General features: G+C 60.2%; 14 protein-coding genes. 5 read left to right on the top strand and 9 right to left on the bottom strand.

Features of this window, described 5'->3' with window-relative positions; translation table 11 throughout:
• Nucleotide 1 precedes the first annotated feature (1 nt).
• A complete protein-coding gene (locus tag ACA051_RS16705; protein WP_497370937.1) occupies nucleotides 2–1612 on the top strand; it encodes an ABC transporter ATP-binding protein in 1611 nt (536 codons plus the stop codon).
• A gap of 21 nt (nucleotides 1613–1633) precedes the next feature.
• Nucleotides 1634–2428 (top strand): enoyl-ACP reductase FabI, encoded by a 795-nt coding sequence (fabI, locus tag ACA051_RS16710; RefSeq protein ID WP_008152082.1) that lies wholly within the window; start codon nucleotides 1634–1636, stop codon nucleotides 2426–2428.
• Nucleotides 2429–2582: 154 nt separating this feature from the next.
• Here fabI and ACA051_RS16715 read toward each other — a convergent pair whose 3' ends face one another.
• Together ACA051_RS16715 and ACA051_RS16720 are read right to left on the bottom strand one after the other, a co-directional pair.
• Nucleotides 2583–3785 (bottom strand): NHL repeat-containing protein, encoded by a 1203-nt coding sequence (locus ACA051_RS16715; protein WP_497370939.1) that lies wholly within the window; start codon nucleotides 3783–3785, stop codon nucleotides 2583–2585.
• A gap of 195 nt (nucleotides 3786–3980) precedes the next feature.
• Nucleotides 3981–4847 (bottom strand): LysR family transcriptional regulator, encoded by an 867-nt coding sequence (locus tag ACA051_RS16720; RefSeq protein WP_497303259.1) that lies wholly within the window; start codon nucleotides 4845–4847, stop codon nucleotides 3981–3983.
• Nucleotides 4848–4961: 114 nt separating this feature from the next.
• Between ACA051_RS16720 and ACA051_RS16725 the strand changes: the two genes are divergently transcribed.
• On the top strand, nucleotides 4962–5387 hold the full coding sequence (locus ACA051_RS16725) for a VOC family protein (RefSeq protein ID WP_497303261.1): 426 nt from the start codon (nucleotides 4962–4964) through the stop codon (nucleotides 5385–5387).
• Nucleotides 5384–6661 carry an amidase gene (locus ACA051_RS16730; RefSeq protein ID WP_497370941.1) on the top strand — a complete coding sequence of 426 codons (1278 nt, stop codon included), beginning with the start codon at nucleotides 5384–5386 and terminating at the stop codon, nucleotides 6659–6661. The genes ACA051_RS16725 and ACA051_RS16730 overlap by 4 nt, the downstream gene beginning before the upstream one ends.
• On the opposite strand, the gene ACA051_RS16735 is transcribed toward ACA051_RS16730, so the two are convergent.
• From ACA051_RS16735 to ACA051_RS16755, 5 genes are all read right to left on the bottom strand, one after another.
• Nucleotides 6652–7245, bottom strand: coding sequence for a GGDEF domain-containing protein (locus tag ACA051_RS16735; RefSeq protein ID WP_497370943.1), 594 nt, complete (start codon nucleotides 7243–7245; stop codon nucleotides 6652–6654). The genes ACA051_RS16730 and ACA051_RS16735 overlap by 10 nt on opposite strands.
• 74 nt (nucleotides 7246–7319) lie before the next feature.
• Nucleotides 7320–7898, bottom strand: a complete 579-nt coding sequence (locus ACA051_RS16740) for a hypothetical protein (RefSeq protein WP_497303267.1) — start codon at nucleotides 7896–7898, stop codon at nucleotides 7320–7322.
• A gap of 1 nt (nucleotide 7899) precedes the next feature.
• Nucleotides 7900–10068, bottom strand: coding sequence for a xanthine dehydrogenase family protein molybdopterin-binding subunit (locus ACA051_RS16745; RefSeq protein WP_497370945.1), 2169 nt, complete (start codon nucleotides 10066–10068; stop codon nucleotides 7900–7902).
• A gap of 25 nt (nucleotides 10069–10093) precedes the next feature.
• Nucleotides 10094–10549 (bottom strand): (2Fe-2S)-binding protein, encoded by a 456-nt coding sequence (locus ACA051_RS16750; RefSeq protein ID WP_497303270.1) that lies wholly within the window; start codon nucleotides 10547–10549, stop codon nucleotides 10094–10096.
• Nucleotides 10550–11045: 496 nt separating this feature from the next.
• On the bottom strand, nucleotides 11046–11891 hold the full coding sequence (locus ACA051_RS16755; protein WP_497370947.1) for an oxidoreductase: 846 nt from the start codon (nucleotides 11889–11891) through the stop codon (nucleotides 11046–11048).
• Between the two features lie 112 nt (nucleotides 11892–12003).
• On the opposite strand from ACA051_RS16755, the gene ACA051_RS16760 reads away from it, so the two are divergent.
• A complete protein-coding gene (locus ACA051_RS16760; RefSeq protein WP_497370949.1) occupies nucleotides 12004–12921 on the top strand; it encodes a LysR family transcriptional regulator in 918 nt (305 codons plus the stop codon).
• On the opposite strand, the gene ACA051_RS16765 is transcribed toward ACA051_RS16760, so the two are convergent.
• Nucleotides 12918–14072 (bottom strand): NnrS family protein, encoded by a 1155-nt coding sequence (locus ACA051_RS16765; RefSeq protein WP_497370951.1) that lies wholly within the window; start codon nucleotides 14070–14072, stop codon nucleotides 12918–12920. The two genes, ACA051_RS16760 and ACA051_RS16765, sit on opposite strands and share 4 nt — an antisense overlap.
• Nucleotides 14072–14320 (bottom strand): transmembrane sensor/regulator PpyR, encoded by a 249-nt coding sequence (locus ACA051_RS16770; RefSeq protein WP_497370953.1) that lies wholly within the window; start codon nucleotides 14318–14320, stop codon nucleotides 14072–14074. Before ACA051_RS16770 ends, ACA051_RS16765 begins: the two co-directional genes overlap by 1 nt.
• Nucleotides 14321–14332 lie beyond the last annotated feature (12 nt).

The raw sequence follows: 14332 nt of genomic DNA on the forward strand, positions 1-14332 counted from the left end.
AATGAATCAGGACAATCTGATCGAAGTGCGCGACCTGGCCGTCGAATTCGTCGTCGGCGAACGCTGTCAGCGGGTGGTGGAAGGCGTCAGCTTCGACATCAAGCGCGGCGAAACCCTGGCCCTGGTCGGCGAAAGCGGCTCCGGCAAATCGGTGACCGCGCACTCGATCCTGCGACTGCTGCCCTACCCGCTCGCCCGGCATCCGTCCGGGACCATCGAGTATTCCGGGCAAGACCTGCTGAGCCTGAAAGAGAAAACCATCCGCCACATCCGCGGCAACCGGATCGCGATGATCTTCCAGGAGCCGATGACCTCGCTCAATCCGCTGCACTCGATCGAGAAGCAGATCAACGAGGTGCTGGGCATCCACAAGGGCCTGGTCGGCAAAGTGGCGACCAAGCGCACGTTGGAGTTGTTGGAGATGGTCGGCATTCCTGAGCCGCACAAGCGCCTCAAGGCCTTGCCCCACGAGCTGTCCGGCGGCCAGCGCCAGCGGGTGATGATCGCCATGGCCCTGGCCAACGAGCCCGAGCTGCTGATTGCCGACGAGCCAACCACCGCGCTGGACGTGACCGTTCAGCTGAAAATCCTCGAACTGCTCAAGGAATTGCAGGCCCGCCTGGGCATGGCATTGCTACTGATCAGTCATGATTTGAACCTTGTGCGAAGAATTGCGCATCGCGTATGTGTCATGCAGCGCGGTTGCATCGTCGAACAGGCATCGTGCGAAGAGTTGTTCCGCGCGCCGCAGCATCCGTACACTCGGGAACTGCTGGCAGCGGAGCCCAGCGGCAAGCCGGCGACCAACGTTATCGGCCCGCCCTTGCTGCAAGTCGAGGACCTGAAAGTCTGGTTCCCGATCAAGAAAGGCTTTCTGAAAAAGACCGTCGATCACATCAAAGCGGTGGACGGCATCAATTTCAGCCTGCCCCAGGGACAGACCCTGGGGATTGTGGGAGAAAGTGGTTCGGGCAAGTCGACGTTGGGTTTGGCGATTTTGCGGCTGATCGGCAGCAAAGGCGGCATCCGTTTTGAGGGCAAGCAGCTAGACTGCCTGACGCAGAACGAAGTTCGGCCGTTGCGCCGGGAGATGCAGGTGGTGTTCCAGGACCCGTTCGGCAGCCTGAGCCCACGGATGTGCGTGAGCCAGATCGTCGGCGAAGGCCTGCGGATCCACAAGATGGGCACTGAGGCGGAACAGGAACAAGCCATTATTGCGGCATTGAAGGAGGTAGGCCTGGACCCGGAAACCCGGAACCGCTACCCCCATGAATTTTCCGGTGGGCAGCGGCAGAGAATCGCCATTGCCCGGGCATTAGTGCTAAAACCGGCGTTGATTTTGCTGGACGAGCCGACATCGGCCCTCGACCGCACCGTGCAACGCCAAGTGGTGGAGCTGCTGCGTTCACTGCAAACCAAGTACAACCTGACGTATCTGTTTATCAGCCATGACCTGGCTGTCGTCAAGGCGCTGAGCCACCAGCTGATGGTGGTCAAGCAGGGCCAAGTGGTCGAACAGGGAGACGCGCAAAGTATCTTTGCCGCCCCCCAACATCCGTATACACAGCAGTTGCTGGAAGCCGCTTTCCTGGCTCCGGCCACTGCGCAATAACCTGAAAGAGAGGAGCAACACATGGGTTTTCTCGCCGGTAAGCGCGTACTGATCGTCGGTGTCGCCAGCAAGCTGTCCATCGCATCCGGCATCGCTGCCGCCATGCATCGCGAGGGCGCTGAGCTTGCCTTCACTTATCAGAACGACAAACTCAAGGGTCGTGTCGAAGAGTTCGCACAAAGCTGGGGTTCCAACCCGGACCTGTGCTTCCCATGCGACGTGGCCAGCGATGAGGAAATCGCCAAGGTCTTCGTTGAGCTGGGCAAGAAGTGGGACGGCCTGGATTGCATCGTGCATTCCGTCGGCTTCGCCCCGGGCGACCAACTGGACGGCGACTTCACCGAAGCCACCACCCGTGAAGGTTTCCGCATCGCTCACGACATCAGCGCCTACAGCTTCGTGGCCCTGGCCAAAGCTGGCCGCGAAATGATGAAAGGCCGCAATGGCAGCCTGCTGACCCTGTCGTACCTGGGTGCAGAGCGCACCATGCCGAATTACAACGTGATGGGCATGGCCAAGGCTTCGCTGGAAGCTGGCGTGCGCTACCTGGCCGGTTCCCTGGGCCCGGACGGCACCCGCGTCAACTGCGTATCGGCCGGCCCGATCCGCACCCTCGCCGCTTCCGGCATCAAGAACTTCCGCAAGATGCTGGCCGCCAACGAAGCGCAAACCCCGCTGCGTCGCAACGTCACCATCGACGAAGTCGGCAACGCCGGCGCCTTCCTGTGCTCGGACCTGGCGTCCGGCATCAGCGGCGAAATCATGTATGTAGACGGTGGCTTCAACACCACTGCGATGGGTAGCCTGGAAGAGTGATCTTCCGTTAGCCACTAAAAAACCCGCCGGTTCTGGCGGGTTTTTTATGCCTGCATTATCAGGCCTGATGCAAATCCCCTTTGGGTGCGCTTGGCCATTAAACAACCCGTCTCGATTGGCAGGTTGTTTTTCTTGCGCGTTCGTAAAAACACTATCAGCTCAAGATACCCAAAACTTTCGGATCTCGACCTGCACTTGAGCCCAGATCAACCGCGAGGATGATTCGATTGCCGGTGCGCTGCACAATAATGTCATTCACGCGGCCAGCTTGCTGCCGAACCACCCCGGAGTTACCAAAAGAAGCGTCGAGTGCACCGCCATCTGTGATGCGCAGCCAGTACAACTTCTGCTCAGGAAAATCCTCACTCCCTCCAACCACGATTTTTTTATCTGGTTGTACGGTGATGGAGGGGATGTTTAAAAAGCTGGTACCCAGATCAACCACCAACGGCGCTCCATTGTTGAAGGTATTATCCGAAGTGCCATCACCCAATACTCGTTGCACGGCAATATAACGTTTGCCATCGTCATTAATCGACGTGACAACTGCGATGGTTATCTTGTCATCATCCACCACCATCGCACCAAAACTAGTGGAATCGTTGCTCTCCCAAAATCCGTCAATGCCGAAGGTTTTGTTCAACGTGCCGTCTCGGTTATAGCAAGCCAAGACCGCGTTCGAGTCTGATGACGGATGGCCAACAATCCCAAACACAACGATGCGCTCGTCTGACAGGACGCCGATGCTATGGATCGTCGTAATCAGACCATCGAATCTGACTTCAAAATCAGTGTCGGAATAACCTTGGTCATCAAGGGCGTATACCCTACCTGCCGAATCGATAGTTGCGCCGTCGTTGTCAGCCAATTGGTAACTTGCGGCCACTAAAACATGGTTGTCAGCAGCGAGGCATCCCGTAGGTTCGTAAGTCTGCAAACTCTGCCCCGGAGGGACGGGATCGATGGGTAAAGGCAACACTTTTGTGCCAAAGACTAAATCAGGACTTCCTCCGTTGTTGAATCGCGTAATCGCAGCCTGCCTGGTAAAGGGGTCACTACCCGTGTCACCAATCAACAGGAATTTGCCATCTTCTCGAGCAAGTAAACGTGTGGTCCTTTCAAATTGACCTTTGGCGAAGTCCCACGGGAACGGTGGGAAGGTCGGATCGGAAGTGCCATCAGCCATGGCTCGATAAACCCATGAGACACGGCCTGTTTGAGCCACGTAAAGAAGTTTCCCGGCAGATGTTTCAACGACACATTGAGAGGAGTCTTGCGGAATATTGATCATCCCGTTGTCAGCAAATCCCACATCCACATCACCTGGTATTTGCTGCGTGTTGGCTTGCGCTGTCATGCCGTTATCCTCCTGAAGTAAGGGTTCCATGCAATCAGGGGATGCCGACAAACCATCCATCCCGACAGCCAGATCCGTTTGACAGCGCCACGATAGTGCGAAAGCCGAAACAGATATCACTGTCATAAATAACAGTTTTACTGTCTTCAAGAGCCAACATTCATTCTTTACAGCACATAAGCTGCCACGCCTGCTTTAGCCGGCAGGTTGCGTCAGGCACTTGGCAAACAACAGCTGGATCGGCTGTGTGCGCTGGCTGTAACGCTGCAGCAGCACAATCTCGCGGTAGAACGTCAACTTGCCCAACGGAATAATCCTGACCTTCGCCCCATGTTCAAGCCATAGCCCGGCCTCGGGCAGCAGTGAAACGCCGAACCCGCATTCGACCATCTTCACGATGGCTTCCAGCTCATCCAGCTCCATCACCACGTGTACATCAATCTGCTGTTCACGCAAAAATCGTGTTATCAGACGTCCACCGAATGAGTTGCGGTCGTAACGCACGTGCGGATGGCTCGCGAGGATCTGCAACGGATCAGCGCCCTCAAGGCCCATCGGCACGATCAATACAAACGGTTCCCGGCGAATCACCTGCGCCGACAGCTCCTTGGGCAGTTCGAACGGCGGCTTGATCAATATCGCCAGATCTACCTCACCGGTATCGACCTGACTCAACAAACTCATCGACACGCCCGGCACCAGTTTCGGCTCCAGCAGCGGTGCCTGCTCCCTCAACCGCAAAAATGCCTGAGGCAACAACCCGGTCTGGACCGTGGCCACCGCGCCGATTTTCAACTCGCCACGGTACTCGCTGACATCCTCACTGACGGCCATCCGGCTAAACGTGTCGAGGATCTCCTGCGCCATCGGCAACGCCCGTTGCCCCGCGGCATTGAGAATCGCCTGACGCCCGGTTCGATCAAACAGGCGGATGCCCAGCGCCTGTTCCAGATTGCGCATCTGTGCGCTGACTGCCGACTGCGTCAGACCGATATGCATCCCGGCAGATGCGAACGTGCCGTAGCGCGTCACGGCGATGAAGGTTTTCAATTCGCGCAGCATAAGCGTTCTCGATTGATCGAAATAATTTGAGCTCGACGCAAAAACTATCGTCTTTCAATCAAAAATCATAGCGCTAAACTCTGCTTCAACTCCTGAGAACCCGAGGCGAACCCGATGCAACTCTGCCCTTTTCACTTGGCCGTACCGGTTTACGATCTGGCGGCTGCCCGGCGCTTTTACGGTGACATATTCGGTTTGGAAGAAGGCCGCTCGAGCGACCATTGGGTCGACTTCAACTTTTTCGGCCATCAACTGGTGATTCACCTGGCACCGAAAAACGCTTCTCAGGAAGCGGCGCACACCAATGCCGTGGACGGTCATAACGTACCGGTGCCGCATTTCGGTGTGGTATTGGAGATGGCGGAATGGGAGGCGCTGGCCGAGCGGTTGAAAGGCCTTGGGACGCGCTTCGTGATCGAGCCAGGCATCCGCTTCCAGGGATTGGTGGGCGAGCAGGCCACGATGTTTCTATTCGACCCGTGCGGCAACGCTTTGGAGTTCAAAGCGTTTAAAAACATCAGCCAGTTGTTCGCCAAATGAACCGCCCGGCCCTTGACGCGACCACCCTCAGTGAAGCGGTGGTCAATGGCGATACGACCGCTGTCGCCATCGCCGAATCCTTTCTTGCGTGCATTCAGGCGCGGGAGCCGGATATCCAGGCGTTCGTCTCGTTCGACGACCGGCAGGTACGCGCCGATGCGGCGCAGAACACCGGGCGTGGCCTGCTGGCCGGCGTCCCCGTCGGCATCAAGGACATCTTCGACACCGCCGCCTACCCCACGCAATTCTTCTCGCCCATCTACACCGACCATCAACCGTCCCGGGATGCCCACGTCGTGACGCTGTTGCGCCAGGCCGGCGCGCTGATCATGGGCAAGACGCACACCACCGAATTTGCCTACATGCACACCGGCCCGACCCGAAATCCTCACGACCTCGCTCGCACACCGGGGAGCTCCAGCGCGGGTTCGGCGGCCGGGATGGCAGCGGGATTCTTTGCTGTGGCGCTGGGCACCCAAACGGCTGGCTCGCTGCTCAAGCCGGCCTCCTATTGCGGCCTCTTCGCCTACAAACCGTCCTTGGGACTGGTGTCGCTGGAAGGTGTAAAGCCGTTGGCGCCGAGCTTCGACACCGTGGGCTGGTATGGACGATCGGTGCGCGATCTGCACCTTGTGGCACGGGTGTTGATTCCCGGTTTTGTAGTGCCCGACGTCGAGCGGCGTCCACTACGGCTGGGTTTCTGCCGCACCTTACGCTGGGATCAAGTGGACCCCGAGGTGGCCTGCGCTCTGGAGCAGGCCACGGATCAGTTGCGTAGCGCCGGCCATGATGTGAGCGAACTGGAGCTGCCCGAAGAGTTTGCCGCAGTGTTCGACGACCATCAGCTGATCAACGATTGCGAAGGTGCCCGCTCACTGGCCAAGGAATTCCAACGCCACCGTGCTCAACTGAGCCCTTCGACACTGGCCATGTTCGAGCGAGCGGCGGCGACAACCTGGGAGCAGGAATCCGCTGCCAAGGCGCGCCTGGCCACGCTTGCGCCCCGTTTGAATGAGCTTTGCCAACCTTTCGACGCCATGCTCGGCGCCTCTTGCGGGATGGTCGCGCCGCTAGGCCTGGAAAGCACCGGACCGTCGGACTTCATCAAGTTCTGGGGGGCGTTTGGCTGGCCGCAGGTGAACATCCCGCTGGTGTGCGCCCAACCCATGTTGCCGGTCGGGCTACAGATAATCGGGAAGTTCAGGGACGATGGCCGGCTGTTGCGAACGGCAGCCTACATTGCTGCAGCTTTGCAAGGCGCCGCTCAACAATGACCCGTGTCGTGCATCGCCTTGTCGGCCAGGGCCAACACGTCTTGCGCTGTCGGGTTTAGCCGAGCATCAAACTCGACCTGGCCAATGCTGAAGTGAATGTCAAAACTGCGATTCGCCGTGGCATTGCGCTCGGCGAGTATTTCTTCGAGCCGGGCCTTGATTGCGGACAGCTCGACAACGCTTGCCCCCGTCAACAAGGCGACAAACTCATCGTTGCCCAATCGACCAATCACATCGCTTTCGCGAAAGGCGATACGCAGCACGTCAGCGAAGGTCTTCAGGGCGTGGTCGCCCTCGGCGCGCCCGTACAGATAGTTGATTCGCTTGAAATTATCGAGGTCGAAAAACAGCAGCGTCGCCGGCAGTCCCAGTTGCTGGCAGGCGTCTATCCCCTGTTGGGCCAGCGCTGTAAAACCGTGACGGTTGGGCAGCAGCGTCATCTCGTCCATGCTCGCCATCTGCACGCCCATCAGTTCTTGCTCGGCCTTGCGGGCCTGGTCACGCAGCAGCTCACGCTCCTGCAGTGGCGAACGTAACGGGTCTGTACAAGCACCGCGCTTGAACGGTTTGCCTGGGATCAGCATGACTCACTCCATTGGCGGGTATGCACTTTAGAGTCGTGCATACCCGGTTTGACTCCCTGTTAACAGACCGCCGGTCAACTGCCCTGCACCGGACACGGTCCACCAGCGTCAGCCCATCGCTTGAATTGAGTGACGAAAATGTCGTGCGGCACCGGCACCGGCGCCCTTCCCTCACCCGGGCTCCAGCCCCAGAGCACCAGCTTGTCCTCGCTGACATGCTTGATCAGCGCCGCGAAATCACGGTCACCATTACTGGAGCGATCCTTGATCATTGCGCACAACTGATCGGCCGGCAGACCGATCCAGGCCATCTTGTGCGCCGCGGGCGGCAAGCTCCAGTGCGGCGCCCCCGGTGGAGTATTTGGCCCGTAACTGGCCGGCGGATTGGCCTCGGCGTGACAGGTCGCGCAGGGCAATCCCGCTGCGCCCTTGCCGTCCATCCCGCGCACTACGCTCATGGCGTGGGGGATCCCCGCGTCGAACTGCAACGGCGAATCGCCCGGGATATGACAGTTCTGGCAACGCGGACTTTGAAAGACTTTCTGCACCGTATCAAACGCCTTGATGGCGTCCTTATCGTCAGCAAACAGGTCTTCGGCATAACCAACCAGGCCGATCATCACCACCGCGCCAAGAATCAGATGTCGTTTCATCTCACACCCCCGACAGTTGCAACGGCAGTTCCCGCAAGCGCTGCCCGGTCAGGGCGAACACCGCGTTGGCCACGGCCGGCGCCGTGGGTGGGACACCGGCTTCGCCAATACCGCCGGACCGTTCGGTGCTCGGCACAATGTGCACTTCGACCACCGGCATCTCATTGAGCCGCAGCACCTGATAGTCGTGGTAATTGGATTGCACCACCTGGCCGTCCTTGAACGTCAGTTTGCTGTGCAAGGTAAAGCCGAGGCCGAAGGTGATGCAGGACTCCATTTGCGCCGCGATGCTCATCGGGTTGACCGCGATCCCGCAGTCCACCGCGCACACCACCCGGTGCACGCGGATTTTCAGGTTGTCCTGGGACACTTCAGCAACCTGGGCTACATAGCTGCCGAAAGACTCATGCACCGCCACACCCAAGGCGTGGCCGTCCGGCAATTCCGCCTTCCAGTTGGCTTTCTCGACGGCGAGGTTCAGCACGCCCAAATGGCGCGGATGAGCCTTGAGCAAGGTTCGTCGATACTCCACCGGATCCTTGCCGGCCGCTTCGGCCAGTTCGTCGATCAACGATTCCATGACGAACGCCGTGTGGCTGTGCCCCACCGAACGCAACCACAACACGCTGATGCCGGTAGTCGGCGAGTGCAGTTCCACCTGGTGATTGGCCAGGTCTTCAAGGTAAGGGCTGTCGGCAACGCCTTCGACCGAAGTCTTGTCGACACCGTCCTTGAACATCGTCGCCTCAAGCATGGTGCCGGCCATGATCGACTGACCGACCATCACATGCTTCCAGGCCGTGGGCATGCCGCCAGCATCCAGGCCGATGCGTGCCTGATGCAGGAACGCCGAGCGGTAATAACCGCCGCGGATGTCATCCTCCCGGGACCACACGGTTTTCACCGGCCCGCCGGCCGCCTTGGCAACTTGCACGGCTTCGGCGACAAAGTCCGAGGTCGGATTGGCTCGGCGACCGAAGCCGCCGCCGAGGAATTCGGTGTGGATTTCAACCTGCTCGGGCTTGAGCCCGGTGATCTTGCCCGCGATCATTTGATCCAGGGTCTGGAACTGCGTGCCGGTCCAGATCTCGCATTTATCCTTGCTGATTTTCACCGTGCAATTGAGCGGCTCCATCGGCGCATGGGCCAGGTACGGCACGCTGTACTCGACGTCGACGGTCTTGGCCGCCTTGCCCAGTGCGGCGGTGGTATCGCCCGCCTTACTGGCCGAGGTGCCGGGGGTGGCCGCGAGTTTGCGGAAACTCTCCAGCAGTTTCTGACTGTCGAGGCCGGCGTTCGGCCCCAGGTCCCAGTCGATTTTCAGCGCATCGCGCCCCAGCTTCGCCGCCCAGTAATGGTCGGCAATCACCGCCACGCCAGTGGGCACCTGCACCACTTTGTGCACGCCCGGCACGGCCAGCGCCTCGGCGCCTTCGAAAGATTTGACGCTGCCGCCAAATACCGGCGAACGGGCAACCATGGCCGTCATCAAGCCCTCAAATTGCACATCCATGCCGAACTTGGCCCGCCCGGTGATTTTCTCCGGGGTGTCCAGGCGCTTGGTGGGTTTGCCAATGAGTTTCCAGTCCTTGGCCTCCTTGAACGTGATCGAGGCCGGATCCGGCACCGGCAGCTTGCCGGCGTCGTCCGCCAGTTCGCCGTAGGTCGCGCGTTTGTCGCCGGCAATGACCACGCCTGACTCGGTATGAATCGCCGAGGGCGCGACGTTGAAGCGTTTGGCGGCCGCATCGATCAACATCAGGCGCGCTGCCGCGCCGGCCTGGCGATAGCGATCGAACTCCATCCAGGTCGAGGTCGAGCCGCCAGTGATTTGCATCCCGCCGAAACCCGCCATGCCGTAGTCGGCCGCCGACGCAGGTGAATGTTCGACGCGGATTTTCGACCAGTCGGCGTCCAGTTCTTCGGCGATCAGCATGGTCAGGCCGGTCCAGATGCCCTGGCCCATTTCCGAGTGCCCGAGCAGTACGGTGACGACGTTGTCGTTGCCGATCCGTAAAAACGCATTGGGCGTAAATACATTGCCTTCATTCTCCGCGCCCACGGCAAAGCGATGGGCGCCGGGAATGACGAACGCCACCACCAGACCTCCGCCCAACAGCGCGCTGCCTTTGAGAAAACCGCGACGTGACACCGGGTTGATGCTGTTCATGGTTCAGACTCCCTTCGACGTGGCATCAACCGATCTCGGCGGCGCGTTTGACCGCAGCACGGATCCTTGGGTAGGTGCCGCAGCGGCAAATATTGCCGGAGAGCGCCTGATCGATGTCGCTGTCGGTGGGTTGGGGGATCTTCGCCAGCAGCGCGGCGGCGGACATGATTTGCCCGGACTGGCAGTAACCGCACTGCACCACGTCGAGTTCGGCCCAGGCTTGCTGCACCGGGTGCGAACCGTCGGTGGACAGGCCTTCGATGGTGAGGATTTTTTGCCCGTGGGCCACCGCGGTGGCGGGCGTGATGCAGGAGCGCAACGGCGCGCCGTCGACGTGCACGGTGCAGGCGCCACACTGGGCCATGCCGCAACCGAATTTGGTCCCGGTCAGGTACGCGACATCGCGCAGGACCCAGAGCAGCGGCATGTCCGCAGGGACATCCAACTCCTGATCCTTGCCATTGATGTTCAGGGTCAGCATTGCGAATTTCCTCAGACTCACGGTGTTCTGAAGGGGCGTTTCTATGTAGACGTCGTGGTTTTCTGTAGGAGCGAGCGATGCGGCGATCCGACTTGCCCGCGAAGGCGTCCGTTCAGGTATACCGAATCATCGTTCTTCGCGAGCAAGCTTCGCTCCTACAAAAGCCGGCGGGTCTACGCGCCTCGGGTTATCCCTACAGCTAAGCGCAAATTGCCGGGGGAGACCGGTTCATCGACCACCGGTCAAAAAAAAGGCCGCCTCGATGGGTGGCCTTGGAATGAGTTTTTTGTCGTGAAGGAGCTTGTGTGGCGTGGCGGTTTTATGGAAGTGACCTGGTGCGGCGAAGTGCCTTTTGTGGCGAGGGAGCTTGCTCCCGCTCGGCGGCGAAGCCGTCGCAAACCCGACCAATTCGGTGTAACTGATTAACCGGGTCTGGAGGTTTTGGGGCCGCTTCGCAGCCCAGCGGGAGCAAGCTCCCTCGCCACAAAGATTGCGATCAATAGTCGGTCGACACCGACACTTCGCGCCAGGTCTGCAACTCACTGGCGACGAAGGAATTCTTGGCTTCGATCGCCGCGACGCAGTCACTGCCCAGCGGCAAGCGCAGAGGTACCTTTTTCGCTTCTACCAGGGTGATCATGGTCTGGGCGAGCTTGTCCGGGTCGCCCGGCTGGTTCAGGGTCACGGCCTTGGCAATTTTGCGCACCTCACCCGCCGTGCTGTCGTAGTCGGCAATCGTGGACGGGGATTCGACCAGCGAATTACCCTCGAGGAATTCGGTACGGAAGTATCCAGGCTCAACCACGGTGACGTTGACACCCAGCGGCGCCAACTCGGCGTGCAGCGCCTCGCTAAGACCTTCGACGGCAAACTTGGTCGAGCAATAGACGCCAAAACCCGGGCCCGACGCGTAACCGCCCACCGAGGACAGGTTGATCACATGCCCACTGCGGGCGGCGCGCATGTATGGCAACACGGCACGAGTGATGTTCAGCAAGCCGAAGACGTTGGTTTCGTACACGCGGCGCACTTCATCGGCGCTGGCTTCTTCTACCGCGCCCAGCAAGCCGAAGCCGGCGTTGTTGATCAGCACGTCGATGCGCCCGAAGTGCTCGATGGCCGCCTTGGCCACCGCAACGCCCTGGGCTTCATTGGTGACATCCAGGGACACGGCGAGCAACGCGGGTTGAGTGCCGAAACGTTGGGTGACGCTGCGGGCATCACGGGCTGTGGCCACCACGGCGTCGCCATTGGCCAGTGCGGCGGCCGCGATCTTGGCGCCGATACCGCGGGAAGCGCCAGTGATGAGCCAGACACGTTTGAAAGTGTGGGAAGTGGTCATGATCGAGTTCCTTGTTTGGGTTGGGGTAAGCACAAGGTACGCAGGAAGATTGGTCGGAAAAATGCCCTCGTGTTACAAGCACTATGAAACTGTCTTTCATAATGGCGTCGATATGAATCACGATCCTTTCGATGGCTTGACCGAGTTTCTGGCGGTGGCCGAGCACAAAAGCTTCACCCTCGCCGCCACCCGGTTGGCGGTGACGCCCACGGCGGTCAGCCACGCGATCAAACTGCTGGAGCGGCGCACCGGCGTGTTGCTGTTCCAGCGCACCACGCGCCGGGTGGCGTTGACCGAGGCCGGCGCCAGCCTGTTCGCCCGCTTGCGTCCGGCAGCCAGTGAAATCGACGAGGCGCTGGCGGTGCTCAGCGGTTTCCGCGACAAACCGATGGGCACGCTGCGCATCACCGCACCACGCTTGTCCGGCGCCTTGTTGATCGAGCCGCTGATGCCACTGTTTCGTGAGGCTTATCCGCAGGTCAGTCTCGACATTTCCCTGGACGACGCCACGGTCGACCTCATGGAAAGCGGTTTCGATGCCGGGATCCGGCTGGGAGAGTCCATCGAGAAAGACATGATCGCCGTGCGCCTGACACCGGACCTGCAGTGGTCGGTGGTGGGTTCACCGGCGTACTTCGCCAAGGCCGGTAAACCGATCAGCCCGGAAGAGCTGACCCGGCATAAGTGCATCGGCTTCCGCTTCGCCAGCTCCGGCAGCGCGCATCGCTGGGAGTTTCGCCGCGACGGGCGAGACTTCACGGTGGGTGTCGAAAGTGGCGTGCTCGTCAATGATCGCAAGCTATTGATTAGCGCGGCCCGAAACGGGCTCGGATTAGCTTATGCCTGCAACCTGGAGATCATCGACGAGCTGGAGAACGGTCAGCTGGAGCGCGTGCTGCAGCCGTTTGTGCCACTGAGTTCGGCGTTGTACCTGTACTTCCCCAGCCATACCCAGACACAACCGAAACTGCGCGCTTTCATCGACATGGCCACGCAGTGGATCGCTGATCGCGGTGGCATCGGGCGTTAGCGCCTCGGCTTGAGCAGGATGCCGGTGTAGTGCATGAGAAACAGTGCGAAAGCGCTGCTCCACAGCAGCGCCGAAAGACCTAGCCCCCACCCGGAAAACGGTACCATAAACACCCGGCTCATACCGGCGATCACCAGCAAGGCAAACCCCAGCACCACAGCGTTCGACGGCTGCAACAGTCGTCCGGTATGACCCAGGCTGACCCGTGCAATCATCGCCAGAATCAACCCGCCGATACCGCCGACCGCCAAGGCGTGCGTGGCCAGACTTTGCTGCTGCATGATGCCTGTGTGCCACAACGCCATCGCCAGCGCAGCAACCACCAGCCAGGCATAAGCGAGGTACAGCGACCAGAGCAACGGCACGCGCCAGATACCCCGATCATGCCAGCGCCACAACCGCAGCCCGTGCAACGCGCCCATCAGCAGAAATAACGTGGCCAGCCAGGGTCGAGGAGCACCGTTCAAGCCGGCAGCAAACGTTATCGCCGCAAGCAGGCTGCTCGGCAGCAACAGTCTGGTTTGCAACGGGTGCGCGGTGGGTGTAGCCGCCCGGTTCAAGCCGCGCTGGATGAATAAGGGAATGACTCGGCCGCCAATCACCGTCATCAGCGCCGCCACCAGCCACAAGGCTGCCAACACACCACGCCGTTGCAGACCCGCGTCATCGATCGCTATGCCCCACAGCGTCATGACCTGACAGCTGACCATCAACGTGATAACCAGCAGAATCGGGTAGTTATCGCGCTTGCCGGCGGCCACCAGATCCCGTCCGATCGCCCAGGCCAGCAGCGGTAGAAACGGTACTTGCAGCACCAGCAATACGCTATCGGGAACGGGCAGTAACCAGGCCAGCCGCGCCAGCAGCCACACCAGCACCAGCCCCATCAAGGGCCAGCCGTTGAGACCACGGCGCCCGGTCCAGTTCGGCACGGCCGTGAGCAGGAACCCGGCAATGATCGCCGTGGCAAAACCAAACGGCATTTCATGTCGATGCCAGGCCAGCATCCCGCCAACAGGTTGCGCACCGGGCAGTCTCCCGTACAGCCAAAATGCCCAGACCGCCACCGCGATCGCAGCGAACCCGGCACCTGCCAGAAAGAAGGGTCGAAAGCCGAGACTGAAGAGGGGGGCAGCGGCGAGTCTGCGCATCAGGCCACCGCCCTGGCCAAACCTGTACTCAACCGATGCTGGGCCAGCAGTCGCATCACGTAGCCGATCTTGAGCAAGGTCGGCCCGATGATGGTCATGGCATGCATCGTTACCAGCGCCACGATTGGCACATGGCCGTCGTAGAGATACGCGCCGTAGATGCCCGCCAAAAGCAGCGCCAGACCCGCGCCCAGCACGCGACTAGACAGGTGCAGAACGTTCTGAGGATTGTTGAAGAACTCGAACATTTTTCCGTACTC

It is taken from the genome of Pseudomonas sp. LBUM1669 (assembly GCF_059695705.1).

Bases quoted from the DNA above. Each gene is read 5' to 3' on its own strand.
- fabI (WP_008152082.1), top strand. From the start codon at position 1,634: ATGGGTTTTCTCGCCGGTAAGCGCGTACTGATCGTCGGTGTCGCCAGC.
- ACA051_RS16770 (WP_497370953.1), bottom strand. From the start codon at position 14,320: ATGTTCGAGTTCTTCAACAATCCTCAGAACGTTCTGCACCTGTCTAGT.
- ACA051_RS16750 (WP_497303270.1), bottom strand. From the start codon at position 10,549: ATGCTGACCCTGAACATCAATGGCAAGGATCAGGAGTTGGATGTCCCT.
- ACA051_RS16745 (WP_497370945.1), bottom strand. From the start codon at position 10,068: ATGAACAGCATCAACCCGGTGTCACGTCGCGGTTTTCTCAAAGGCAGC.
- ACA051_RS16705 (WP_497370937.1), top strand. From the start codon at position 2: ATGAATCAGGACAATCTGATCGAAGTGCGCGACCTGGCCGTCGAATTC.
- ACA051_RS16725 (WP_497303261.1), top strand. From the start codon at position 4,962: ATGCAACTCTGCCCTTTTCACTTGGCCGTACCGGTTTACGATCTGGCG.
- ACA051_RS16740 (WP_497303267.1), bottom strand. From the start codon at position 7,898: ATGAAACGACATCTGATTCTTGGCGCGGTGGTGATGATCGGCCTGGTT.
- ACA051_RS16760 (WP_497370949.1), top strand. From the start codon at position 12,004: ATGAATCACGATCCTTTCGATGGCTTGACCGAGTTTCTGGCGGTGGCC.
- ACA051_RS16735 (WP_497370943.1), bottom strand. From the start codon at position 7,245: ATGCTGATCCCAGGCAAACCGTTCAAGCGCGGTGCTTGTACAGACCCG.
- ACA051_RS16715 (WP_497370939.1), bottom strand. From the start codon at position 3,785: ATGACAGCGCAAGCCAACACGCAGCAAATACCAGGTGATGTGGATGTG.
- ACA051_RS16720 (WP_497303259.1), bottom strand. From the start codon at position 4,847: ATGCTGCGCGAATTGAAAACCTTCATCGCCGTGACGCGCTACGGCACG.
- ACA051_RS16730 (WP_497370941.1), top strand. From the start codon at position 5,384: ATGAACCGCCCGGCCCTTGACGCGACCACCCTCAGTGAAGCGGTGGTC.
- ACA051_RS16755 (WP_497370947.1), bottom strand. From the start codon at position 11,891: ATGACCACTTCCCACACTTTCAAACGTGTCTGGCTCATCACTGGCGCT.
- ACA051_RS16765 (WP_497370951.1), bottom strand. From the start codon at position 14,072: ATGCGCAGACTCGCCGCTGCCCCCCTCTTCAGTCTCGGCTTTCGACCC.